The following is a 24401-nucleotide window of genomic DNA, read 5'->3' as shown; positions in this document are numbered from 1 at the left end:
TTTGAAGCTGGTAGTCACTAAGCAAAAGGTAGACTTGTCCAGTTTTTAGTCTTTATAAATAATCAAATTTCTTTTTTTCTGTAGCTTTCTAAGTGCAACATTAAGTTTCTCCACTTTAGGATGTCCATCTAACTTTTCGCACAATCCCCTCATATTCATAAGCAGATAATCTAATCGTCGGGTTTGATATCCTAATTTCAATTTTTTATGAAAATCTATAATAAATTGGTCATCTTTATATTCATCAGAAATAATAATATAATATAGTTCATCTCTGTAAAAAACATCTTTTATTTTCTCAAGGTCAGGGTTTAATGTTTCAACGTATTCATCTTTAATTAAATAATTACTTTTTGACCTATTACAATCATAACATGCTAAAACCAAATTCTCTATTTTACCAGCTTCTTCTTTTGAAGTAAATGATGACTCACATATATAGTGGTCTACCTCAAATAGAACTGTGCCAATATTTTCGATAGAATTCCCACAATAGCTACATTTATAATTGTAAATTTGCATAAACTGGGACTTATAGCAGCCATCCGTATCTTTTACTTGATTATAAATAATTCTGACTCGTGGATGTTCTTCACATATCTTTGTCTTCAAAACATTTTTCTTAGAAGATATTTCAGTTAATGTAGGACAATATTCTGTATTTCTATAATCATTCACCATCTAAATCCCTCTGCAATTCCTTAAATGCCGAAATTATTTCGTCGATATCTTTAGTTGTTAGTTCATCATACGTTGAAACACCATCTAACGAGCTAATAATTTTCTCAATTAACACTTTGTCAATACCTTCATTTGATTTGAGTTTGGTAGCAATGTTTCTATATATTGTTATATTCTTAATTGCTTTATCCAACTCGTTTTTCAACTTTTTTGCATAGTATTTAAGTGGAGTTTCTGATGCATCTCCACGATACTTCGATATTGTACCATAATCTACTTCTAAATCATTTTGAGTAATTACTATTACCTCTATAAAAGGAAAAACTTTTTTTAAAATCATTTTAAATTCTTCACCAGAAAATTTTCCTGTATCAGCGCGATCATTCTCAAACAATTTTGAGTCAATCAAAATTATATTAGCCTCAATAACATGGGGATTAGAAATAAGCGAATCATAACCTTCTGCACTTTTAAAATGGACTTCATTATATTGAATTTTAAAATCTACATTCGTATATTCTTTTGCGAGATATCTAGATATATTAGAATCTAATTCATCATCTATATATACTAATTTCATTTCATCCATCGTATTTCCCTCCTAATGTAAATTGAATATTGAATCCATCTACACCCTCGATTTTCTTTACTTCGCCGCCCGACATTACAACAGTATTATTTACAATCCACATACCAAGACCATGACCGCGTTTTCTAGATGTTTCGTGCACTTCAAGTATCTTCATTGGGTTGTCTTGGTATTTTTTGTTTAGCCCTTTTCCGTTATCTTTATACTCGAACACTAAATTACCACTATTACAAAAAGCTTTAATAAAAATATTTAAGTGATTTTTATCGTCATTTTGTTGAATGCTATTTAGTATTAAATTATCAAATATTACTTTTAGAACATCTTCTGGTAAAACATAAAACGTAGAATCAGACAAAAATAAATCTATTTTAATCCATGCATAATCTCTTTCCCATACTTTTTTTATATCATTCAGTAGTGTATAGACATTATGTTCTTCAGCAAAGAACTGACTCTTTTCAACTTCAGCAAGCATAGTATCCATAAAAGAAATGATCTTTTTATTAACACGTCGATTTTTTTCTATAAGTTCTGGAATGTTTGAATAGGCATATTTTGTTCTTTCACTTTCATTGACAAACTCCCATATTCCAAATTCTCTCATTGCTTCAATAATTGCATCACAATTATCTGCTACACTGTTTCTATCATTATGCATTTCATGTGCAATAGAAGTTGCTTTTAATCCAGAAGTAGCTAAAACATTTAGAATGCGTATATCATATTTATATCGTTCCTCAGTATTATGAATTTCCTTTTTAAAGTCTAAATTTTCTTTCTTGTATTCTATAACCTCTGAAATAAATTTACTAACTTCGTCAGAAGACAAATCCTTAATAAGGTTAGGATTCTTAATTACTTTATCAACAACTTTCTTCTCATCAGGAACATCAACGATATTCTTAGTGTTTATCTTACGTATAATTGACTGACGATATCTCTCAAAAGTAGCAATACCAATATCTAATATTTTAACAAAAATCTCAAAATATATATTTTCATTTAATCCTTGTCTGTTAGATAAGTCCTCTAATAAATAATTCTCTTTCTTATCAATTTCGACCTTTCCAGCGAGTTGATTTTCTCTAACGCGCCATGAACCTGTCGGATGAGATGCAGCAGCTGGTGAAAGCCTTGACCTTTTTCCGAGACCAATCCAGTCCTTAGTACCATCATAAGACGAAATGCTAAAGGAATTTCTATACAAAATTATTCCAGATTCATATCTTCCTATCAATATATTATATTTATACAGAAATTTTTCAACATCTTTAGATGATGGTTCTTTTAAGCTAAAATAGAGCTCCGCATCAAACTTTCCTAAATCTTTAAGAGCCTTTTCCAATTCTTTATCCGATAAGTTTATATCTTTGTCATTTACCAATTCATTATAAATATCGACTGTAGTATTAAAAAGAGTCAGATTAATATCTTTACAGTACTTTATCGCTTCTGGTAAAAATTCATCAGTGCTAATAGTACATATTAAACTGCTCGTATTAGACAAATATTTCAAATTTATTTTACTTGTACAGTTATATCCTATTTTAGGTTCAACAAAGTACTTTTGGACTTCTAAAAATTCATTTTCAAATTTGATATTAATTTTCATTAAACTATCATTATAAGTCCTCGAAAGATACCTAGATAATTTATATATACTTGTTTTATTCCATTTGTCTCTTAATTTACTAATTATAATTTCAGTACCGCAACTATTAAGAATTTCTTGTTCTTGCAATAGGCTTTTATTCCAATCAGTAGTCCAAAAGACCGATTTATCTTCTGAATTGCTTTTCTGAGAATATAACCTTATTGATGAACCAAGACGAGACAACGCAAACCTACCAATACCTTTTGAACCAGCAAGTACCCTTTTTTTATTATTTTTATCTATAATTTCGTAATCTTTATCACTTTTGCCTACATGCATCCAATGTTGTTTAATATCCTCTGAATTCATACCTGTTCCATTATCTCTTATAATTAATTCATCATCACAAAAAATAATTTCAAGCTTTGTAGCTTGAGCATCAAATGCATTTTTTACCAACTCTAATATAGCAGATTCTTGATTCGTGAAATTTTGTACTCCTAATAATTCTGCAATTGTACTGTCCTCAATTATATATTTAAGCTGTTCCATGTAGTTCCTCCTTTAATGAGAAAAATCTATTAATGAATTCTTAATTGGTAGTATTATTGCCAATACCTAAAGTATATATTAATTAACCATAAGCATAATTTAAAACAAATACAATTACAAATTTATTATAACGTATAATTATTAATATCGACAGCAGTAATTCGTAAAGAACTTCCACTTGCATTAATACCGATTCCTTTAACATATAGTAAAAAATCGTCACTTTCTAGAATCTCTTTCGCTTTCTTAAGTGAACAATTTCCCTTAGGTACTATGTATATTCCAGAATAGGGAATACATTCTTTTGTAAGTTCATATACTTTCACTTCTTTTGTTACAATAGTGGATAAAAGAAGCTTAGGTTGGTTTAAATGCGCTAATGCTTGGCTACGGCCATATTCAAACCATTCACAACCTTTATCAGATTTTCTTGCATTTAATTCCTTGGCATAAGACCTTAAATAACGCGTTGCTTCTGGAAAATTTTCTTCAAATTCTTTTTGCGTATATCTAATTAATTTATTGTTATCGTATTTATAAGGAAATAAAATACACTCTGTTTTATTATAATTTAACGTTCTAGGACTTACTCCATCTCTAATAAGTTCTCTTTCTATCTTATATTCATCAATAATTATATACTCATTTTCTTCAGTAAAATTCTTAAGTATATATGCTTCATTTAATAAAGTTGCAATACTAATAGCAGCTGTAAAGTAATCGCCAAACTTTTTATTCTTACTATTTTGTGCAATGCTAGAAAAAACCCATTTACCTACCAAACTGTTTTTTGAAATCTGATACTCTCTATTTCTTGCTACATCCTTATACACAATATTTGAGACGGCCTCTCCACAGTGGCATATTAAAATTGCAGAAGATGTGAGCTTTTTTTCAAATAACTTTTGAGTAGTATAGTCAATAACTTTTACAGTACTTGGCAAAATCATTTCTCTAAGCTCTTGAGCAAACACATTCTTAAAAATGCTGCTTGGTATTAAATACGCTAATTTTCCAGTTTGCTTTAAACAAATAATACTAGCCTCTATAAATGCATAGCAATAATCAAATTTACCATGCCTACAAGAAATATAATTTTCCCTCAAGAAATTTCTAGTTTCATCATCTAAATCTCGGTAAGTGATATATGGAGGGTTGCCGATGACAAAATCAAACATATTTACATAATTTTGTTTCAAAAAATCCCCATTAAATACATTCCACTTTACATTAAAAATATTAAAAGACTCAGCAACATATGTTAGGTTATTAATGCAATTTTTATAATGTACCTCATCAATTTCAATTCCATAAACATCAGATTGTAATCCTTGACGAATCTCCTCAATCTTTTTATTCTGAGTAAGAGCATCTATTATATACCTTCTCACAATTTCCGTTAATATATTTCCATCACCACATGCATTTTCAATCACTTTTTTCCCTGATAAATTTGAAATATATCCCACATAGTCTAAAAGCTCACTAACATTTTGTGCAGGAGTAAAGACCTGACATTTCTTAATCACTATTTATCTCCTGCCTTTCTACAATAATTTATTCTCAAATAAACACCTCTAATAATGGCTAACATATTTCGATAATTGTTAGCTTAAAACAATAAAGATTTGTAGCTCAATTATGTATTTGTTAATTAATAAAAAAGTCCAAAACATATCCTTCTTCACACACTTCAATAGAATAACATAAAGATATGTAGGTAAAACCAATTTAATCCAAATTCCTATTTTTGCAAATTATAATCTACTTGTGAATTTTTATGATGACATATTTTACTTCTTATTGCCATTAATATAATGCTTAGAACTTTTTCCAATACGTTAAATTCATTGGTACTAGACTTAAATTTACAAATATACAGAATTTATTTTGGTCATATTCTCTAATAACATTAATTTATCTATTTTACAGGTTATTTCTACATTTAAGATAATAGTCTTAAATAAGAATTCCTTTTATAAAAATATTTTCTTTCGTCAGTCTTGTCAAACCACAAAAAAATAGTTAATGAATTCTATTATAAACTATTTGATACACAAATTATACTCTTTTTTTTGTAAGAAATCAATCGTCGTATGTTAATTAAATTCTATTAACAATATGAAATTTTTAGTATTGGTTGTTTTTATGAACATACGATAGAAAATATCGTTAATCCTTTTCTACATTTAGCTATGAAATATTTAAATTACCATTTTGTAACAAAACCAGCTTAATATAAGATTCAACCCTCTTAATATAGAAAAGCCGCAACTGCTGATGTAACAGTTACGGCTAGTTTAAATTATATAAAAAAGTTCACTAGTTCGCCTTCCTTTTAATCTTCGTAATAATCAACGTCCTGCATCATAACAATTCCAGAATGAAATTGTATTTCTACCTTCATTCCTTTATGCACTCGGATGCTCTGTATCAGCCTTTTAACAAGTTCTTGATCAAATTCCCGTACCTTTGGGTTTACCGTGGTCATAGCTTTGTCTAATGCTTCTACTCGCTGCTTGTAGTTCTCTGCTTGTTTTTGTGCCTGTACAAGCTTTATTTTTGCCTTTTTAAGCTCATTAATCTGTTCTGATATGTGTCTGTAGGCTTCATCAAAATCTTCGCTTACAGCTCCTTGTTTTGCATTGTCTTCGATAAGCTTTAGCATTTGTTTTTGAAGCACATCAATTTGGTCATCATACTCGGTTGTAATTCCTTCAGTACTATAATTTCCTATGACTCTAATGACATTTTCTCTAAATGTTTCTATAAAATCACCACTATTTTCTACTACATCGTTGATGGCATTCATTATGGCATCATGAAGTTGTTCTTCTTTTAAAGTAGGGGAATTATTGCATTTTGAACTTGTACCATTTTTTAGCCTGTCTTCACATCGCCATACTGCTGATTTCTTTCCGTATTTTGACCAGGTCTGTCTGCGATAAGCATGACCGCATTCTGCACATACCATTAGATCAGTAAGTACATATTTGGAACTGTATTTACTTTTTTCCTTTTTAGCTTTATTTGTCTTCCTTGTAACGGCAGCTTTATTAAGACTCGCCCGTCTTGCTTTTTCTACTTGTACTTGATGAAATAATTCTTTGGCGATAATAGCTTCATGATTATCTTCTATATAGTATTGAGGTGCATACCCTTCATTCTTTACTTTTTTCTTAGTAAGGAAATCTATGGTATAAGTCTTTTGCATACATACATCTCCGCAGAACTTTTCATTTGAGAGCATATTATTTATTGTTCCTGGATGCCAATGTTCTAATCCTGTTACGGTCTTAATTCCATCAGCTTCTAACCCTTTGGCAATTTGTAAAATGCTACTACCTTTCAGGTATTCTCGAAAAATTCTTTTTACGATTACTGCTTCTTCAGGTACTACAATAAGGTTTCCATCTTCATCTTTGGTATAGCCTAAAAATTTTTTATGATTTACGGATATTATTCCATTTTCAAATCTTCTTGTTAATCCCCATCTTGTATTTTCACTGATGTTTCTACTTTCTTCTTGGGCTTGACTGCTGAGGATGGTTATAAGCAGTTCTCCTCCACTCTCCATTGTATTAACACCCTCTTTTTCAAAAATAACGGGTATATTCTTTTCTTTCAGTTTACGGATAAATTGGAGAGCATCTACGGTATTTCTTGCAAATCTGCTGACGGATTTTGTTAGCACTAAGTCTACTTTCCCTGCCATACAAGCATCTATCATGGCATTAAAATCATCACGTTTTTTGGTTTGAGTTGCACTCTTTCCATCGTCTGCAAATATTCCGGCACATTTCCAGTTTGGGTTACTGTTTATCTTCTCAGTATAATAATCTACTTGTGCCTCATAACTGCCTTCTTGCTGTTCAAGTAATGTACTAACTCTACAATAAGCTGCTACCTTTAATTTTTTTTGTTCTACTCTTACATGCTTATCATATTTAACTTGTGGTGGTATGATTGCTACCGTCTTTTTTGCTACTGCCATCTTTTTCATCCTTTCGCTTGTATTCTAAGTCCATTTTTATTATAATTCCGTTTATAAATTCAACCTCTACTTTTGCATCTTGATACACGGTGATATGTTTTATTATGGTTTCAAAGAGTTCTTCATCAAATTCAGTTATGATTTGCTTATCTTGTAAAGCCTCTTTTATTTTTTCGGTATTATTTTTATAATCATCTACCTTTAAGCAGTTATACATAATCTCTGCTCTTTTAAAAATAAGTAATGCAAGTTCAGGAGATGAATATTCTTCTTCCTGTTCAAGTTCCTTTATTCGGTTTTCTGTCTGCCTTAATTCATAGCTCATTTTTAGTGGTTCTTTTTTCTCCTTTTTTTCAAGCATCCACTTTTTTTGTATAAGTTCATTTAACGCATCTATAAAAATATCTTTCAATTCTTCATTGGTGTAAAATAGGTTTCTACAGCTAACCTTGTTATTTATAAGATACTTTTTGCACTTCCATTTTTTCTTTTCTGATTTCTTTCCAGCATGTTCTGCATAAACCTTATAATAAGCTCCGCATTCACCACATAATATTTTTCTGTTAAAAACCGATTGTTTTTTCATAGTATTTTGAAGCGTTGTTCTTCCAAGCTTAATTTCTCGTTCTTTTCTTTGTATCTGTACCTTTTCAAAAGCTGATTCATCTATAAGCTTTGGATAGTATGTATCTCCCATGTATTTGACATTTTGCAGTATCTTACCCACTGATCCATGATTCCAGTTTGTTTTTTTACTTGCATTAAGAGTTCCTTTTTCAGTAAGTTCCTTTGCTATTGCCAGCATTGATTTTCCTTCTGTATACTCTTCAAAAATCGTCTTTACGGTTTTTGCTTGTTCCTCATCAATTTCAATGTTCCCGTTTACCATCTTATATCCAATAGGCATATGACTTTGCATTATCTATTTCACCGCCTTTATCTGTATACTCTGTAAGTTCAAGGTTATTAATAAGTCTAAATGTAATTGCTCGGTCACTTCCGATTAATACTTTATCTACCGTATTTGTAAATAAGTTTTCATCATAATCATCCATTAAATCAGGATTGTACCTTATAATTTCTAGTATCCGTTCTGTTCCTCCAACTTCTTTTTCAAAACCATTACTGTCAAGCAAGCTGTTTCGCTTTTTCTTGGTTTCTTCAATTTCAATATTAATTGCATTTTGTTTTTCTATAAAAATAGCAGAGTCCATATATCCTTTTTGCACTACTCTGCTGAGGATATGGCTCTGCTCTGTTAATTCCATGATTTTGTTATTTAATTTTTCTATTTCTACTTCCTGTTCCTTATTGGTTCTTAAATTTTTAAGAGATTCGAGTAAAGGAGTCAGGATTAAAGTGTAATTGCTTACAAGTTTATTCCACATCGCAAGATATGCACTTTTGATGATATCTTCCCTTATTGGCTTTGTCTTACATATTTTACTATTTTCAATATGTGTTTTGCAGCTCCACTGTACTTTCTCAAAGGGTTCTCCTATATATATTTTTTGTCTTCGAAAAATTCCATCACAATCTTTACATATAATTTTACCACTGAATTCATACCTATTTTGGTATTTACCTTTGTAATCCATCCCCATTTGGTTTCTTCTGTATTCGTAGATTTCTCGCACCATTTCACCTTGTTCTCTGGTGATAATTGGTTCATGGTTATCTCTTATTAAAAATTGAGGCCTCTCCCCACGATTAGTTTTTCTCGTGAAAGGAAGGCCATCAGTTGTATAAGTTTTTTGTAAAATCAAGTCACCCTCATATATCGGATTTTTTATGATTTGATTTATTACATTATCATTCCATTTTTCAGCACTTCTAATAGTTGGTACATTATTTTCTGTTAAATCTCTTGCAATTGCATAAACTCCTTTGCCACTTAAATATTCTTGAAAAATCCTTTGAACAATTTCTGCCTCATTTTCATTAATATTTAATTCGCCTTCATCGTCTCTGTTATATCCAAAGGCTACACTGGGAAGTCTAAATGTTCCGTCTATAAATCTTTTTTGAATTCCCCAGCGGCTGTTTGTCGATATGTTTTCTGATTCACCTTGTGCTAAAGAGCTTAAAATAGTTAACATTTGCTCACTTTGTTCTGACATTGTATTGATGTTTTCTTTCTCAAAATATACGGTGATGCCAAGAGATTTTAATTTTCTTATGGCTTCAATACTGTCAATAGTATTTCTTGCAAATCTGGTAACAGATTTAGTGATGATGATATCAATATTTCCATTTTCGCATTCTTTCATCATTCGTATAAATTCATCACGTTTTTTAACCTGTGTACCACTTCTAGCTTCATCAGCAAAAATGCCTATAAATTCCCAATCTTCTCGTTTCTCTATATAGGACTTATAATATTCAACCTGAGCAACATAGGAAGTATGTTGTTTATTAGAATCAGTACTAACTCTGCAGTAGGCGCATACCCTTTTCTTAGGCCTTAATTCATGTAATACTTTCTGTCTTACAGGCTCTATTTTCATTACATTTTTAGCCATATGATTTCTTCTCCTTTCCGGGAATTAATTCCCTTGTTAGCAACACACAATACTCCAAACTTCATTAGAAAGCAAGTGTTTTACACATATACTTTTGCAAGCTGTGGTGAAAAAGTTTGTATATTCAAATCGTCTATTTTTTCATATTCAACTTCTGTGACAATACCTTTGTAAAGTAGTATTTTCAACATCTTCTGAGCCATCTTATATTGAACTTCCTGCTTAGTTTGCTCCTTTGTCATCTCAAACTCTTTCGAAGCTTCTGCTCCAATTTTATATATATCAAATCCCATTTTTCAGACTCCTTCTATGTCATCTATATTCATACTTAATCTCACAAAAATAGGGATTACTTTGCTGAATTATCCGCTAATGCGAAAACCAAAAAAATAAAGTAATCCCCATTGCTTCTGACATTAAGTCAGTTTTCTTCATTTTTGTTTGTACTTTATTTGACACTACTTCCCAAGTACAAAAGTCTTGTATAAACAAAACATAGGGCAATTTCATAAACTGAAGTAAAGTTAAACTTCATCATAGGACTCTCACCTCCTCCGGGATCTCCGCAGGCTGCCCCCATTGCGATGTCTGTGGCTGGGCAGAAGTATCATTGTAGGCTGATGAGGTCATTGCGAAACAATCGAACTTTTTGTAACAGAAGTTACAACAATATTGTTTTAAGGTCAGATGGGTCCGCTCTCACCTTAACTTGGCCGCTTTTATAAAATCAGAAGCGAAAAAATCCACTTACATGGATTAAGGTTCTGATTTTACAGGTGGTCTTGGCGCATCTACCTTTGTCGCTTGCCCTTTTTCAGGCTCATCAGCTAACGTATTTATGAAATCGGATATACAATTTTCAAAGTACTTTTAAGTGGATAAAAATACCCCCTCACTTACTTCCACGTTAAGCAAGAGGGTTGCACACCTTAGAATTTTATTTTTTCAAAAAATTTTCTAACTTTTTTAATATTCTTATTTTCCTTTTATGAATTGCATTATGATATACACCTTTAATTTCTGCATATTCTCTTTCTGTCATTCCTTCGTAAAAGAGAGCCGTAATCAGTTCATGTTCTTCCTTAGTCAGATGTCTTAAGCCCTCAAGAAGTTTACTAATCATAACAGTCTTAATTGCTATTTCTTCAACATTGGTATCTTCATCGTAAAATTGAACATCTGCTTCAATGAGACGTTCTAGGGAATCCTCTCTGCTTTGAATAAAAAAGGCTTTCTGTTTTTCTTCATCAACTATAAATTTCTCTACTTTAAGATCATATTCGTGATATAGAAGCTTTCTTTCTCCCTGTCTTAATATAGTAATTACTTCTTCACTTGCTTCTGGGTACATTTTTCTGTAATTTGGTACTCTTTTTTCTTTAGCCATATGGTATTTCCTCCGTTTTCTGATGTTTGAATTTCATTTGTTTCAACATCAGAAAAGGAGGAGATCTACACTTGATTTGCGGACCTTGCCCCAACTTTCTCATCTTTCCTCCAGAAATAGGCAAAGAAAAAGCCAGAAGCAACATTTCTGTTACTTCTGGCCTAATTGCCTTATTTTTAAAAAAGGGCATAAAAATAGCCCCGACATTAAATAACGCCGAAGCTAATTTCTTGAAATATTTAATTTTATAGTTACCCCATATTAAACATTATAGAGTATTAAGAGTTGAAAGTCCGTACACGCTTTATCCGTACTTGGTTCACATTTTGTTCGCATTATGTTCACACCTAGACTGGATTTGCTTCGCAAAATGTATTATCGAAAACATTTTCACCGCTTTCAATAAAAATAGCCTTATATTTAGGAAGTGCATACCCCCATAATGCTATACCAAATAACTTAATAGCTTCTTTTTTCCTCATATAATAACTTGTCCTCTCTAAAGAAAGACATTCTAATATCTCCTGCTCATTCATTGAAATTGCATTGACATAACATTTGGATAATATTTCATGATAAAGTTTCCCATTTGTATGATATTCAAAAATCTTTAGCATCGCTGTATCTATTAATTCTATAATCCAAGAGGTTTCAAAAATATAGGATACTCTATTTTTAAAATCTTCTTTCTGCTCAGTAGGGGCAAAATCATTTAAATAAGTAAGTGCTACATTTAAATCTTGGCTATAGTATGATTCACATACTTCTCTTACAAGATCAACTTCTTGAATTGTTTTCCATACGACATCTCTGTAAATTTCAAGAAGTAGTTTTGATTTGTGAAAAACTTGTTCTTCATCAAAATGCATTCCATCATACATAAGAGAAATGCTTTTCATTGCTTTTGTCTTTCTCATAATAGTCCTCCGTTAGTTTTATTGGGCATATTAAGGTATTTAAATTTTTTACACACCGTACTTTTCTGTTGACAAAATGTGAAGATTGAACTAATATCTATATGTAGTTATTCTTCATATTTAATATTATATGAAGATACGTTGCATTTGTCAATAGAATTAAAATATAATTTGTGCATTTAATCTGCACATAAGTGGAGGCTACTATGAAATTCGGTGATAAACTCAGAGACTTGAGAAAAGAAAAAGGACTAACTCAAACAGAACTTGGCAAAGAAATCGGTGTATCACTACGTACTATTATAAGCTATGAAACTGGGAAAAGTTATCCTAAAAAAAGAGAAATTTACTCAAAGTTAGCAAAATATTTCAATATTGATATAAACTTTTTACTTACTGAAGACGAAATATTTATTACTGAGGCAAAAGAAAAATATGGAAGTCGGGGTGCAAAACAGGCTGCTGAATTAGTCGCTGAAATAGGTGGATTATTTGCCGGTGGTGAATTATCAGAATCTGATAAAGATGCCATTATGCGCTCCCTTCAGCAGGCTTATTGGGATGCTAAGGAAGACAATAAAAAATACACTCCTAATAAGTACAAATAACTGTTAATATTAATATGAATTTTAAGTAATATGATTTAAGGGAATATAGAATACGTTTAATTTATGGGGGGTTATGATTTGATTGATTCTTTTGGAATATTTAATAAGGCGGAACAACTTATACAAAAAGCTGGTACAAACAACGTTCTGCAAATTGCAAGTTACCTTGGTGTTAAACTTTATTATGGAAACTATGATAATTTACTTGGTATGTATACATGCAAGTGGAAACACCGCTTTATATTTCTAAATAACAAATTAGAAGATTATATGCTGCGGATGGTTCTGGCACATGAAATTGGTCATGATATTTTTCATCGAGATTTGGCAAGTGAAGGCTTAAAAGAATTTACCCTATTTAATTTAAAAAACATTACAGAATATGAAGCTAATGCATTCGCTGCGCATATTCTTCTGAATAATGAAGACGTTCTTACTTTAGCAAGAGATGGTTATGATGTAGCTCAGATTGCAAGCAATCTTAACTCCCACATTAGTTTGCTTTTAATAAAAATACAAGAAATGAATAAAATGGGATTTGACTTTAATGTACCATACCATCCCTGTAGCAATTTCTTTAAAGATGTATCTGCAAAATAAGAGTGTCTGCAGCGCAGATTTTATCTGTGAAACAGGCATTTTTTTATTTTATTGATTTAACAATTCCTTAGTTTTTAATTACGTAAGTTGTAGTAAACCAATCTACTCAATATCAACAAACTAGCTGATAAAATGCTCACTAAACCATTTAAAATCAGTACAATAATTTTTTGACATCTGTAAACTTTCAATATGCCAAGTTATTGATTCTGCCCTTACCCTTGATACTTCTCATTGATTATTACGTTAAGAAAACAATCCTCAAGCACTAAATACAACTATCAGGTATTTATAAAATTCGTGTATTTTGTCGAAATTTGACATAATTCAATTAACCTATCTCCATAAAATCTTCACAAAGTTTTATTATGATATTTTTTGAGTTTAATAATATCGAAAGGAAATTATAATATGAAGGGTAATCAAAAAAATAAGAAAGGTACTAAGGCTTCTAAGAAAAACAATAATGTAATTCTTGGAGTTGTGGCTGTTATAGTGATTGGTATAGCAGCATTTACTTTTTTTAATTCAGGAAATGATGAAAAAAGCTTGACAGAGCAACCAAAATCAACTTCCATATCAGCAACAGATGAAAATGGTAATATGGTTATTAATGTAGCAGATGTAACGGAAACAGCAAATTTCTACGCATATGATAAACTAGACACTTATATGGAAGTATTGGCTGTAAAGGCATCAGACGGAACAGTAAGAACTGCTTTTAATACATGTCAGGTTTGTTATTCTTCCGGCAGAGGATATTATATTCAGAAAGGCAACGTCTTGGTTTGCCAAAACTGCGGTAACAGATTTAAAATGGATGAAGTTGAAGTAGCACGAGGTGGATGTAACCCAGTTCCAATATTTAAAGAAATGAAAGAAGTGACAGATACTACAATTACAATTCCTAAGGAATTATTTGCTGAAGCAGAAGGTATCTTTGCAAATTGGAAATAAAAGATGGTTTAGAAACTATGCAGAAATTATCAGAGAAAAAATCAATTAAACTGGGCGGTGTTACCTGTACAGCTTGTGAACATAAAATAGAAAAAGCATTAAAAAAGCTCGAAGGAGTTAATGACGTTAAAGTAAGCTATGCTTCATCAACAGCAGATATCATATACAATACAGAAAAAATAGATATAGAAATAATCTATGACACAATAGAAAAAACAGGATATGATGTTATTTATGTAGATGATGATTCATCAGATGAAGATTCATCTAGTATTACCACATTACTAATTTTCTTGATAATTGCAGGTTTGTATATAATAATTAATAATACTGTTGGGTTTAACATCTTTCCACAAATAACTCAAAGTATGGGTTATGGAATGTTGTTCGTGGCAGGACTTTTTACATCAGTTCACTGCATAGCAATGTGTGGAGGTATAAATTTATCTCAATGCGCAGGTTGCGGCGGATGTGAAAGCAACAATATATCCAGCAAACTTAAGCCAAGTTTTTTATATAACCTTGGAAGAGTGACATCCTACACAATTCTAGGAGGATTAGTTGGTGCTCTTGGTTCTGTTTTTAATGTATCACTTAAAGGTAAATCAATAATTTCACTTTTAGCAGGAGTTTTCATGATTATCATGGGCATTAATCTGTTAGGCATCACGCCTGTTTTAAGAAAAATTATGCCTCATTTGCCTAAAGTTTTAACTGATAAAATTGACAGCAAGAAAACCGACAAAGGACCTTTTATTGTAGGATTGCTTAATGGATTTATGCCTTGCGGACCGTTGCAGGCTATGCAGCTGTATGCGCTTGGAACAGGAAGCTTTATAACCGGAGCATTATCCATGCTTTTATTCAGTTTAGGAACTGTGCCTGTAATGTTTGCATTTGGTGCATTCAGCTCTATACTAAGCGCCAGATTCACTAAACAGATGATGAAAATAAGTGCTATATTAGTTATCATATTAGGTGTCGTAATGGGAAACAGAGGTCTTTCTCTGGCAGGAATTAATATTACCGATGAAGTGTTGTCAACTCTAGGAATAAATTTATCCCAAGATGGCAAGACATCAAATGCAGTAATAAAAGATGGCTACCAAACTGTTATAACAAAGCTTGAATCAGGTAAGTACCAGCCAATTAGCGTATATGCCGGAGTTCCATTAAAATGGACTATTGTGGCAGAAAAAGGAACATTGAATGGTTGTAATAATGAAATTATTGTACCAGAATATGGATTGCAACAAAAACTTGAGTTAGGCGAAAACATAATTGAATTTACACCAACAAAATCAGGCACTATAACCTATACTTGCTGGATGGGTATGATAAGCAGCACGATAACTGTTAAATAAGAAAAGCTCATGTATAAAAATGCATGAGCTTTTTGATTTGTCATAAACTGTTTAGTTTTAATTAATTCCTTTAATTTTCAAATATTCACCAATTACCTCTCTGGCAATTGGTGTAGGGTATCTTCCGGAGCCTCCTTGAAACAAAACAACAGCAATTGCTATTTGTGGATCATCATAAGGTGCAAATGCTACATACCAAGCAAATTCATCATAAGGTTCGCCAGTTTCAGGGTTTATACCTCCTTTTTGAGCAGTACCTGTCTTACTTCCTACTTCGACCGGAAAATTTGCGTATGGCTTAGCACTGTCATCTAATGAAACAAGCCTCATTCCTTCCTTTAATATTTCCAAATGGTTATAATCTTTAAGCTCAATTCTCTCTGATTCGCGCATGAGTTCATAATCTGTTTTCTGTCCATCGTATGTTTTAACATCTTTTATGACACTAACATTTCTTCTGTACCCACCATTGGCTATAGTTGCAGCATAATTAGCCATTTGAAGTACTGTATATGAATTTGAACCTTGTCCAATTGCTATATTTAAATTATCTCCAGCAGTCCAATGAGCTTGATTAATGAAAGAATATTTTATATTATCAACTAAAGACACATTATTATCATTAGTTTTATCAGGATTTAATCCTAGTGAATTTAAACTTTCGTATACCTCTGTTCTTGTCATTGTTTCTTCTCTGTCAATCCAACTTACTATTTCTTCAATTATTTCATTTTTCATACCTTCTTCTAATTGAATGCCATCTTTCAAATAATGTTCCAAATTAGTCTCTAGAAATATCCTTAAATATACCCTGATACTAGATTTTTTTCCATCAATGCTTGGCACTCCTCCAGAAGATTCTCGTGGAATATCTATTTCAATACCTGTTTTACTGTCTAACCCTAACTTTTTTGATGTTTCAATTATATCATTAACGTCTACCTTTACAGTATGTTTTTGTTCTGTAGCAGGATTTACTCCTAACATTGTTACAAAGAAATATATATTACATGAATTTTGTATTGCTTCATACATGTTCTGCCATCCATGGCCATAGCCATAAAGTGTATATGTCCAACAGCTAAAATTTCTTTCTCCAACCTTTATGGTTCCAGGACAGAATATTTCAGTTAGAGGGTCAACACCTTTTTCGAGTGCTGCCAATGCAGTTATCATTTTAAAAGTAGAGCCTGGCTGAATGGAAGTAAGCATTGCTATGTTGTACAGCGGTTTAGGAGCCAGCGGATTCCTAGATTCATTTTGCAGACGGTTCCAGTCTTCAGCTGATATGCCTGTTGAAAACATGTTTAAATCATATGATGGGTAATTTGCCATTGCTAAAACTTCTCCTGTTTTTACATCTAATGCAACCAAGGAACCGGATGTAGCATTTTTATAGCTGTTCCCAAATTTAAAATTTCCCCATTCACTTTCAAAGACACCGCCTTTTTGTATTTGTTCAAGGCCTCTTTTCAGTGATTCTTCTGCTTTTTTCTGCAAATTTATATCTATTGTTAGATATAAGTCATCACCTGGAATAGGAGTTTGACTTGAGACAGACTTTATTGTTTCTCCAACATTATTTACTTCAACTGTTTTCTTTCCTTTTTCTCCTCTTAAATAGTGTTCAAACTTTTCTTCAACACCAGTTTTGCCGATTATATCATCCGGGCTGTAACCATTTTCTTCAATATATTCTTTAATTTCATTTTCCTGTGAAATCTTACCCAAATAACCTAATATATGAGCAGCTGATTCTTTTTCAGGATAATTTCTTAATGGTTCTACTTCAACATTTATTCCCTTTAATTCATGAGCTCTTTCTGCAATCATAGCAACTGATTTTTCTGAAATTCCATAAGCTATATCTACAGGATGATATGAAAGATAACTTGTTTTATTATATCTTTCCCTTATTACCATCATATTCCTAAAGTCATAGTTGCTAATGTCAGAATCAACGCCTAACGACTTTCGCATCATGTTAAACACTTCTTCAGCTGTATAATTACTTGAATTTTCTTCTGTATCAACATTATTGCTTATCCAAATTCTTTTGTTCCTAATTGGAGTGTATTCCCAATTATCTATTGATATATGTGGATTTAAATAATTAAGCAATTCCGTTTGAGCATAATATTTTATTTCACCATTTGCTATAAATTCATATAAAACATTATAATTTTTGGCAGCCATTTCTTTGATAAAATCAATAGGTTTTATTTCATGATTTAAATTATATTGATTTATATACTTTTGTTTTGTTTTCTCATCTGTAAATTCAAAAATGCCTGTTTGTCCATTTTCATAATATTCAACAGGCAAATCAGAATAGATTTCTTTTAATTTATCTATGATTATTTTTCCTGGCATGACAATTCCACTGTCAGATTCATAATTTGTAAGCAACAAATTATCAAGGGAATTTTTTAAAGTAAGAAGTACAAAATCATCCTTTGCTGTTGTACTTTCAGTAATTTCTTCATTTCCCAGAGATAAGCTTCTCTTTAAGTTGTTAAACTCATTATCGAATGAAAATGAGAATGCTATTAATTCAATGTTATTTGCCAAATCCTTTGATTTTAAAAATTCATAAGAAAGCTTTCTAATTTTAGAATTAGTAAAAAGCTCCTGCATATATTTATTTTCATTTAGTAATTTTTCGACTATTACTTCAGATGGAATTTGATTTTTAAGCTCTGTACTTTCTGCTGTTTCTTTCTGTTCTTTATCATTATTAACAAAAACAAACTGTCCATCAAGCAGCTCAATATTAAATTCCTTTATATCCCTTTTTAAAGTTTTTAATATTAACTCTTTAGGATTATACTTTTCTCCATAAATTACTTTTTCGTAATTAAGCCATTCATATAAATTGCCTTTTACTAAATCTATTACTTCTTCATTTGCTGTTTTTTCATACTTTGAATCTTTTGTTATTCCACTTTCTTTATATTCAAACGTATCCAAAAGTATGGGAAATTCATCTATAGAATTTTCCGCATTTTTATCTAATATTTTAGATAAAAGATAGGATGTTTGATTAAAATCATCTTTATTTATTTGATCTGTATACATTTGAACCGTAAAGCTGGATATGTTGTCTGCTAAAACAATTCCGTTTCTGTCATATATTTTTCCTCTTGGAGCCTTGATAGGTATGTCCTTAATTTTTTTAACATCTGCTATTTCTCTGTAACCAGCTCCTTCAACAATTGTCAATATAGCCATCCTGTAGCCTAAAACCCCTATTAATAAAATAAATATTAAAAGCAAAGTATTATATCTATTAGTTAAAAACTTTTTCATAAATAAAGCACCTCTTACATTTTGATTCAACAAAAAAGAAATGCCTTTATGTTGGCATTAATTTTTGAATCTTATATATATATATTATATTATTTTTTTAGCTGAGACTTCTTTTGATTATATTCTTCTTCTGTTATTTCTCCTCTGGCATATCTTTCATTTAGAATATTTAAAGCATTGTTATTTGAATGGCCATTAGTCTTAGATGATAACTGAAGATAATTAATCAGAGCTACAATTCCTAATACCGTTAATACAACTACACCTATCATCATGAACCAGCCCCATCCATAGCCCATCATTCCATATCCATATCTCATCATAATACCACCTCCATTTGATTACTTTTTTTATATTTAACATCTATTTTTAAAATTATGAATAATTATTTTCTTTAAGATATCACCTTTTAAATTTGTAACCTCAATTTTTGTAAATCCAGCATTTTTAATATTATCTACAGTCCTTCTGTTAATATTAGCACCATATAAATTTAGTGTTAGCGGATTAAACATATCCATCAGAAGTCCAACTACCTTATTTTCACTTCTCTCATGCTCAATCATGATAATCTTACCGTCATCTTTACAAACTCGTTTTATCTCCTTTAACCCTTTAACCGGATCCGGGACTGAACAAAAAACGCATGTTGTAAATACACAATCAAAATTATTATCAGGAAACTTCATATTTTGAGCATCCATATGAATCAGTTTCACTTTTTTATTATATTTTTCTGACTTTTCTCTTGCCTTTTCTAACATCTTTTCACTAAAATCTATTGCTGTCACATTTATATTATCTGGATAGTACTGTATATTTTTCCCTGTTCCTACGCCAACTTCAAGAACATCCCCATGTAATTCCCTCATTACCTCGGTTCTCCATTTTTTCAATGTCATTATTTCCATAGGCTGTTCAAAAAAGTCATAGAAACTTGATGCTCTATCATATCTTTTTCGAATTTTTTCATTATTATCCATCTGTTACTCCCAAAACCTATACAAAAGTAGCTCTTGATAAATAATAATATTATTTCAAGAGCTACCTTTATAATTAAATTATTATTTATTCTGTTGGTTTATTTAATTCAAGTTGTGTACTAGAATTACTTTCTTTGCCTTCAAAGCAACTTGATTTTTTATTATTTTTGTCTCCACCTAGCATCATAGGTATCATTCCTAACATCATTATTGGACAAATAAATGGTGCAATTACTGCCAGTATTCTACTGGCACCAGGGCTAACCCTTGATATAAATGGCAATGCTGCAAAAATTAATATTGGCAAACCGCAGCAAAGTATCATATGAAGCATATGTTTTATTGGACTATGATTGTGTGTTCCTTTATTTTCTTTATTACTTTCTTTATTATTTCCATGACAACTCATTTCAAATTCCTCCATTATAACTTTAGTTAATTAAAAGCTTATTTATATAGATTTTACACTATAACTATGAAGAACTTGTGAAGCACAGTTATCATTTGTTTAAGAGCTTCTTTGCTACTATTTATTTTCATTAATTTTTTATTCCTGATTTTATATCTTTATATATAATCTCAATAAACAGTTAAGAATATTCAAAATAAAATTTAAAAATATTGTCAAATACAAATACCCCTTAGCAACTACAGCTAAGAGGAATATTTTTGACTACATAGTCTTAATGTATTAAAAACTAATATTTGAATTTAATTATTAACCATATGATATCATCTTATAATCATTTTCTGTAATACATTTTATAAATGCATCCACAACAACACAATCATATTGCGTTCCTTTAAATTTTATTATTTGATTTATAGCTGTATCTCTTGAAAGGGCTTCCCTATATGGACGATTTGATGTCATAGCATCATAGGAGTCTGCGACAGCTATTATCAAAGCTTCTAAAGGTATATTATTTCTATTTAAACCAAAGGGATACCCTGTACCATCAACCCTTTCATGATGATATAAAATAATTGGAACAATATTATGAAGTGGAGTTACATCTTTTAACATATCTGCACCAATAGCTGAATGCTCCTTTATTTTAGTGTATTCATAATCATTCAGTTTATCTTTCTTTTTAAGAATTTCATCAGGTATACCTATTTTTCCTATATCATGAAGTAAAGCTGCTGTATATAATGTATTAAGTTCTTCTTCATTTAATTCTAATTGCTTACCTATCTTTAAAGAAATGTTTGCAACTCTGCTTGAATGGCCCGCTGTATAAGTATCTTTTGCATCAATGGAATTAGATAATGCAATTATTGTGTTTTTATAAGAATTGTTAAGTTTTGCATATGCAGATTCTATTTCATTTCTTTTCTTAATTAATTCTTTGTTTTGAAATGATAGGGTTTTAGAGCTACTATATACAATTCTCATCAAAGAAACATATAATAAAATCAGCCCCAAAATTACTATTATAGTTATTTCAACTGTTATCTGTTTTATATGAGGGTTTATATTACCAGACTGTATCCATATTTCATTTGTTATGAAAATATTAATATGAGAATTTACTGCAACAATTAAAATCAACGTCATAATAATAAATATAACTAAACTTTTAACTATAAAATTATTAAACAAATTTTCATTATTATCCATAAAAACACCTTTATTCTTCTTGTAACTTAAATTTGCAAATTAATCCCTTTAACTGTTCTGACGATGTATTTAAGTCTGAAGCAATTACGCTTAAATTTGAAATTGTAACGTTTTGTTCAGATATACTAGCAGCTGCTTCCTGCATACTTGCTGTGATGGTCATATTACTTTCTTTAATAGCTTCCATTGTCGCTGATAATTCTTCTGTGGAAGCACTTTGTTCCTCAGCAGTTGCTACTATATTTTGTACCTTATCATTAATATTGCTTACCTTATTGATTATATTTTGAAGCTGTGTATGAACATTTTCAACCATTACACTGCCCTTTTCAATATTTTCACCAACTTCAGAAGTTGCTTCGGTTGTTTGTTTAATCATATCCTGAATATTTAATATAATATTTTCAATATTTTCAGCTGATTTATTATTACTTTCTGCAAGATTTCGAATTTCATCAGCTACAACTCCAAATGCTTTGCCTGACTGTCCGGCTCTTGCAGCCTCAATTGATGCATTTAAAGCAAGCAAATGTGTTTGTACAGTTATTGATTTTATTGTGTCAATAATCTTTCCTATTTCATCAGCCTGACTTCCAAGTTTTTCTGTTATATCAATTGTATTTAAAGATATTTCTTTAGTTTTTTCCATTTCAAGTTTTGCACTTAATGCTTTCTGTTCACCTTCTTGTGTTAGATTGTTTATACTGTCAATTTCAATATTTATATTCTGTGCATCTGATGCGAAAGTCTGAGATGATTGTGCAATCATAAATATGCTATCGGTTATCTGATTAATTGCTATGTTTATTTTTTGAGTATCTTCTGCTGTTCTGTTAGTATTATTTTTTATCAGATTTATACTTTGGGCAGCTTGTATACCGCCTTCATTCAATAGTATAGAGCCTTTTGAAATTATATCAGAATTTATTTTTATGTTTAGTACCATTTTCTCAAGACTTTCCATAAAATTATTGAAAGACATCGCTAATTTTAACATTTCGTCTTTTGTTTTTACATATATTCTTCTTGTTAAATCGCCCTCTCCATTCTCAAGGTCCTTAAATATATTTAAGAAATTTAAAATTGGTTTAGTAATTACTCTTGAAAGCAATACAACTATAATTATTGATAAAACCACATTAATTGCTGCCAGATAAATGGACATTTTTTGGTTCATTTCCAAATGCATCTGCAACGTCATCAGATCATCATTTAGTGATGATTCTATTTTCTTTTGTATGTCACTGACTTTCGAGTTAATGTTATCTGCCATTTTATCAAATTCATCCATCATTATATTTCCATTTTCATGACCGTTTGTTATATACATATCAGTCATTTCCTTACCATAAAAATATAAATTATCTAACTCTATATTTATTTCATCTAACTGTTTTTTATATTCCGGATTTATACTTGAAAGTTCCTTTGAATTACTTTTATAAAGGTTATATTGTTCTTCAGCTTCTTTTAAATGTGCTGTATTTTTTGTAGCACTTACATCTGTAAAAAATTGACCAACTTGAATTACATTATTTTTTATTTCAGTAGCATAAATAAAACTTACAATAGCTTTTTCTTTAATTTCCATGATGTGCATTTTATCATCATTGTAAATTTTTTGATTATAAGCTGTGCTTGAAATTAAAATTAATAAAATTAGAGAAAATCCTGCTATAAGTTTCTTTTGAATTGTATTAAACATTTTGTCCTCCAAAAATCAAAGTATATAATGATCTAAAACATATATTTCACCATTACTTGTAAATATTAACATTAAATTATGGAGACAATGTGTAGAAATTATAAACTTGATTCTTACCTAACCCTTTAGCAATTAAAAGGGCATTATCACTAGATTTTATTATCTCTTCAACTTCCGTACCATCTTCTGGGTAACTTGCTACCCCTAACGATATCGTTATTGTAGGATAAGGATTATTATCTAATTTATTAATGTTAAGCCTTACTTTTTCGGCAACTTCTAATGCCCTATTTTTATTACAATCTTTTAGCAAGATAACAACTTCTTCTCCACCATATCTATACACATTATCACTTGCTCTTACAGAATCCTTTATTTCATAACAAACTTTTTGCAAGACACAATCGCCTGTTTGATGTCCGAACCTATTATTAAATTCTCTAAAATTATCTATATCTATAAAAATTATTGAATAATTTTCATGCAAGTGTAACTTACGTATATCTTCATCAAATGCTCTTCTATTTAAAAGTCCCGTTAATTTGTCAATCTTAAGGTCTTCTTTTAATATTCTATTAGAATTTTGCAATTTATGATATTTTTCATAAATGCCTATTGACATAAAATAATTAATTAAGCCAAATATAACGCCTTGCATTAAACAACCTACTAGTCCATTATTATTTCTGATTAAAGGCATTAAAATAAAATGATATAATAATCCGTAGCCAGAGCCAAGTAAGATCATGCTTATTAATAAACTGGATTTAAATGATAGTTTCATATGTAATATTCCTCCCTTATAACATTTTACTTGATTGTATTAGCTGTTTATTGTACACATAAAACTAATCCTAACAGTTAATTCAATTGTATTATGTCTTGATAAATCTAAAGCTCCTTTTATAAATTTAATATTATTTAGCATATTAGAACTTTGTGGAGTTATTATGGAGAATGTATTTGTCAACTGAAAATTAGGTCAAAAGGTCATTTAATTTTAGGTCACTTT

At 30.5% G+C, this 24401-nt stretch carries 21 protein-coding genes; 4 read left to right on the top strand and 17 right to left on the bottom strand.

What is annotated here, in order from left to right:
- Positions 1-45: 45 nt before the first annotated feature.
- From RT412_RS08375 to RT412_RS08330, 10 genes are all read right to left on the bottom strand, one after another.
- Positions 46-681: an HNH endonuclease gene (locus RT412_RS08375; RefSeq protein ID WP_313370954.1), complete on the bottom strand. Its 636-nt coding sequence runs from the start codon at positions 679-681 to the stop codon at positions 46-48.
- A complete protein-coding gene (locus RT412_RS08370) occupies positions 671-1270 on the bottom strand; it encodes a hypothetical protein (RefSeq protein ID WP_313370956.1) in 600 nt (199 codons plus the stop codon). The genes RT412_RS08375 and RT412_RS08370 overlap by 11 nt, the downstream gene beginning before the upstream one ends.
- Positions 1263-3419 carry an ATP-binding protein gene (locus RT412_RS08365; RefSeq protein WP_313370958.1) on the bottom strand — a complete coding sequence of 719 codons (2157 nt, stop codon included), beginning with the start codon at positions 3417-3419 and terminating at the stop codon, positions 1263-1265. Before RT412_RS08365 ends, RT412_RS08370 begins: the two co-directional genes overlap by 8 nt.
- 125 nt (positions 3420-3544) lie before the next feature.
- The gene (locus tag RT412_RS08360; RefSeq protein ID WP_313413250.1) at positions 3545-4948 is read right to left on the bottom strand and encodes an Eco57I restriction-modification methylase domain-containing protein; all 1404 of its coding nucleotides are present in this window, start codon (positions 4946-4948) and stop codon (positions 3545-3547) included.
- Positions 4949-5757: 809 nt separating this feature from the next.
- Positions 5758-7413 carry a recombinase family protein gene (locus tag RT412_RS08355; protein ID WP_313413247.1) on the bottom strand — a complete coding sequence of 552 codons (1656 nt, stop codon included), beginning with the start codon at positions 7411-7413 and terminating at the stop codon, positions 5758-5760.
- Positions 7367-8332 carry a recombinase family protein gene (locus RT412_RS08350; RefSeq protein ID WP_313370915.1) on the bottom strand — a complete coding sequence of 322 codons (966 nt, stop codon included), beginning with the start codon at positions 8330-8332 and terminating at the stop codon, positions 7367-7369. The genes RT412_RS08355 and RT412_RS08350 overlap by 47 nt, the downstream gene beginning before the upstream one ends.
- Positions 8304-9935, bottom strand: a complete 1632-nt coding sequence (locus RT412_RS08345; RefSeq protein ID WP_313370913.1) for a recombinase family protein — start codon at positions 9933-9935, stop codon at positions 8304-8306. The genes RT412_RS08350 and RT412_RS08345 overlap by 29 nt, the downstream gene beginning before the upstream one ends.
- Positions 9936-10015: 80 nt before the next feature.
- Positions 10016-10228, bottom strand: a complete 213-nt coding sequence (locus RT412_RS08340) for an SHOCT domain-containing protein (protein WP_313413245.1) — start codon at positions 10226-10228, stop codon at positions 10016-10018.
- Positions 10229-10872: 644 nt separating this feature from the next.
- A complete protein-coding gene (locus tag RT412_RS08335; RefSeq protein ID WP_313370909.1) occupies positions 10873-11322 on the bottom strand; it encodes a sigma-70 family RNA polymerase sigma factor in 450 nt (149 codons plus the stop codon).
- A 347-nt stretch (positions 11323-11669) separates the two neighbouring features.
- A complete protein-coding gene (locus RT412_RS08330) occupies positions 11670-12239 on the bottom strand; it encodes a hypothetical protein (RefSeq protein ID WP_313370907.1) in 570 nt (189 codons plus the stop codon).
- A 206-nt stretch (positions 12240-12445) separates the two neighbouring features.
- Here RT412_RS08330 and RT412_RS08325 point away from each other — a divergent pair, with 206 nt between their 5' ends.
- The 4 genes from RT412_RS08325 (at position 12446) to RT412_RS08310 (ending at position 15768) form a co-directional block, all read left to right on the top strand.
- The gene (locus RT412_RS08325; protein WP_313370905.1) at positions 12446-12847 is read left to right on the top strand and encodes a helix-turn-helix domain-containing protein; all 402 of its coding nucleotides are present in this window, start codon (positions 12446-12448) and stop codon (positions 12845-12847) included.
- Between the two features lie 78 nt (positions 12848-12925).
- Entirely contained in the window at positions 12926-13447 is a 522-nt protein-coding gene (locus RT412_RS08320; protein WP_313370903.1) for an ImmA/IrrE family metallo-endopeptidase, read from the top strand.
- A gap of 411 nt (positions 13448-13858) precedes the next feature.
- A complete protein-coding gene (locus RT412_RS08315; protein WP_313370901.1) occupies positions 13859-14404 on the top strand; it encodes a DUF2318 domain-containing protein in 546 nt (181 codons plus the stop codon).
- Positions 14395-15768, top strand: coding sequence for a sulfite exporter TauE/SafE family protein (locus RT412_RS08310; RefSeq protein ID WP_313413243.1), 1374 nt, complete (start codon positions 14395-14397; stop codon positions 15766-15768). Before RT412_RS08315 ends, RT412_RS08310 begins: the two co-directional genes overlap by 10 nt.
- Positions 15769-15825: 57 nt before the next feature.
- On the opposite strand, the gene RT412_RS08305 is transcribed toward RT412_RS08310, so the two are convergent.
- The 7 genes from RT412_RS08305 to RT412_RS08275 all read right to left on the bottom strand — a co-directional run bounded on the left by RT412_RS08305 (position 15826) and on the right by RT412_RS08275 (position 24173).
- On the bottom strand, positions 15826-19077 hold the full coding sequence (locus RT412_RS08305; protein ID WP_313413241.1) for a penicillin-binding transpeptidase domain-containing protein: 3252 nt from the start codon (positions 19075-19077) through the stop codon (positions 15826-15828).
- 89 nt (positions 19078-19166) lie between these two features.
- Positions 19167-19400 (bottom strand): SHOCT domain-containing protein, encoded by a 234-nt coding sequence (locus tag RT412_RS08300; protein WP_313413239.1) that lies wholly within the window; start codon positions 19398-19400, stop codon positions 19167-19169.
- 33 nt (positions 19401-19433) lie between these two features.
- Positions 19434-20060: a methyltransferase domain-containing protein gene (locus RT412_RS08295; protein WP_313371087.1), complete on the bottom strand. Its 627-nt coding sequence runs from the start codon at positions 20058-20060 to the stop codon at positions 19434-19436.
- Positions 20061-20145: 85 nt separating this feature from the next.
- Positions 20146-20469: a hypothetical protein gene (locus tag RT412_RS08290; protein WP_313371093.1), complete on the bottom strand. Its 324-nt coding sequence runs from the start codon at positions 20467-20469 to the stop codon at positions 20146-20148.
- Between the two features lie 309 nt (positions 20470-20778).
- A complete protein-coding gene (locus tag RT412_RS08285; protein ID WP_313371085.1) occupies positions 20779-21684 on the bottom strand; it encodes an HD-GYP domain-containing protein in 906 nt (301 codons plus the stop codon).
- A 10-nt stretch (positions 21685-21694) separates the two neighbouring features.
- Positions 21695-23389, bottom strand: coding sequence for a HAMP domain-containing methyl-accepting chemotaxis protein (locus RT412_RS08280; protein WP_313371083.1), 1695 nt, complete (start codon positions 23387-23389; stop codon positions 21695-21697).
- A 76-nt stretch (positions 23390-23465) separates the two neighbouring features.
- Entirely contained in the window at positions 23466-24173 is a 708-nt protein-coding gene (locus tag RT412_RS08275) for a GGDEF domain-containing protein (protein ID WP_313371081.1), read from the bottom strand.
- Between the last annotated feature and the right edge of the window lie 228 nt (positions 24174-24401).

Origin of the sequence: Sedimentibacter sp., from assembly GCF_032080165.1 — a bacterium.
GTDB lineage: Bacteria > Bacillota > Clostridia > Tissierellales > Sedimentibacteraceae > Sedimentibacter.
Note: the sequence above shows the minus strand (reverse complement) of the source record. Positions and strands in the feature narration are given on the sequence as shown.

What these genes read in the sequence shown, in the direction of transcription:
- RT412_RS08305 (WP_313413241.1), bottom strand. Translation starts at nt 19,077, where the DNA reads ATGAAAAAGTTTTTAACTAATAGATATAATACTTTGCTTTTAATATTT.
- RT412_RS08300 (WP_313413239.1), bottom strand. Translation starts at nt 19,400, where the DNA reads ATGATGAGATATGGATATGGAATGATGGGCTATGGATGGGGCTGGTTC.
- RT412_RS08350 (WP_313370915.1), bottom strand. Translation starts at nt 8,332, where the DNA reads ATGCAAAGTCATATGCCTATTGGATATAAGATGGTAAACGGGAACATT.
- RT412_RS08290 (WP_313371093.1), bottom strand. Translation starts at nt 20,469, where the DNA reads ATGAGTTGTCATGGAAATAATAAAGAAAGTAATAAAGAAAATAAAGGA.
- RT412_RS08335 (WP_313370909.1), bottom strand. Translation starts at nt 11,322, where the DNA reads ATGGCTAAAGAAAAAAGAGTACCAAATTACAGAAAAATGTACCCAGAA.
- RT412_RS08370 (WP_313370956.1), bottom strand. Translation starts at nt 1,270, where the DNA reads ATGGATGAAATGAAATTAGTATATATAGATGATGAATTAGATTCTAAT.
- RT412_RS08355 (WP_313413247.1), bottom strand. Translation starts at nt 7,413, where the DNA reads ATGGCAGTAGCAAAAAAGACGGTAGCAATCATACCACCACAAGTTAAA.
- RT412_RS08315 (WP_313370901.1), top strand. Translation starts at nt 13,859, where the DNA reads ATGAAGGGTAATCAAAAAAATAAGAAAGGTACTAAGGCTTCTAAGAAA.
- RT412_RS08330 (WP_313370907.1), bottom strand. Translation starts at nt 12,239, where the DNA reads ATGAGAAAGACAAAAGCAATGAAAAGCATTTCTCTTATGTATGATGGA.
- RT412_RS08325 (WP_313370905.1), top strand. Translation starts at nt 12,446, where the DNA reads ATGAAATTCGGTGATAAACTCAGAGACTTGAGAAAAGAAAAAGGACTA.
- RT412_RS08365 (WP_313370958.1), bottom strand. Translation starts at nt 3,419, where the DNA reads ATGGAACAGCTTAAATATATAATTGAGGACAGTACAATTGCAGAATTA.
- RT412_RS08285 (WP_313371085.1), bottom strand. Translation starts at nt 21,684, where the DNA reads ATGGATAATAATGAAAATTTGTTTAATAATTTTATAGTTAAAAGTTTA.
- RT412_RS08375 (WP_313370954.1), bottom strand. Translation starts at nt 681, where the DNA reads ATGGTGAATGATTATAGAAATACAGAATATTGTCCTACATTAACTGAA.
- RT412_RS08295 (WP_313371087.1), bottom strand. Translation starts at nt 20,060, where the DNA reads ATGGATAATAATGAAAAAATTCGAAAAAGATATGATAGAGCATCAAGT.
- RT412_RS08275 (WP_313371081.1), bottom strand. Translation starts at nt 24,173, where the DNA reads ATGAAACTATCATTTAAATCCAGTTTATTAATAAGCATGATCTTACTT.
- RT412_RS08340 (WP_313413245.1), bottom strand. Translation starts at nt 10,228, where the DNA reads ATGGGATTTGATATATATAAAATTGGAGCAGAAGCTTCGAAAGAGTTT.
- RT412_RS08345 (WP_313370913.1), bottom strand. Translation starts at nt 9,935, where the DNA reads ATGGCTAAAAATGTAATGAAAATAGAGCCTGTAAGACAGAAAGTATTA.
- RT412_RS08280 (WP_313371083.1), bottom strand. Translation starts at nt 23,389, where the DNA reads ATGTTTAATACAATTCAAAAGAAACTTATAGCAGGATTTTCTCTAATT.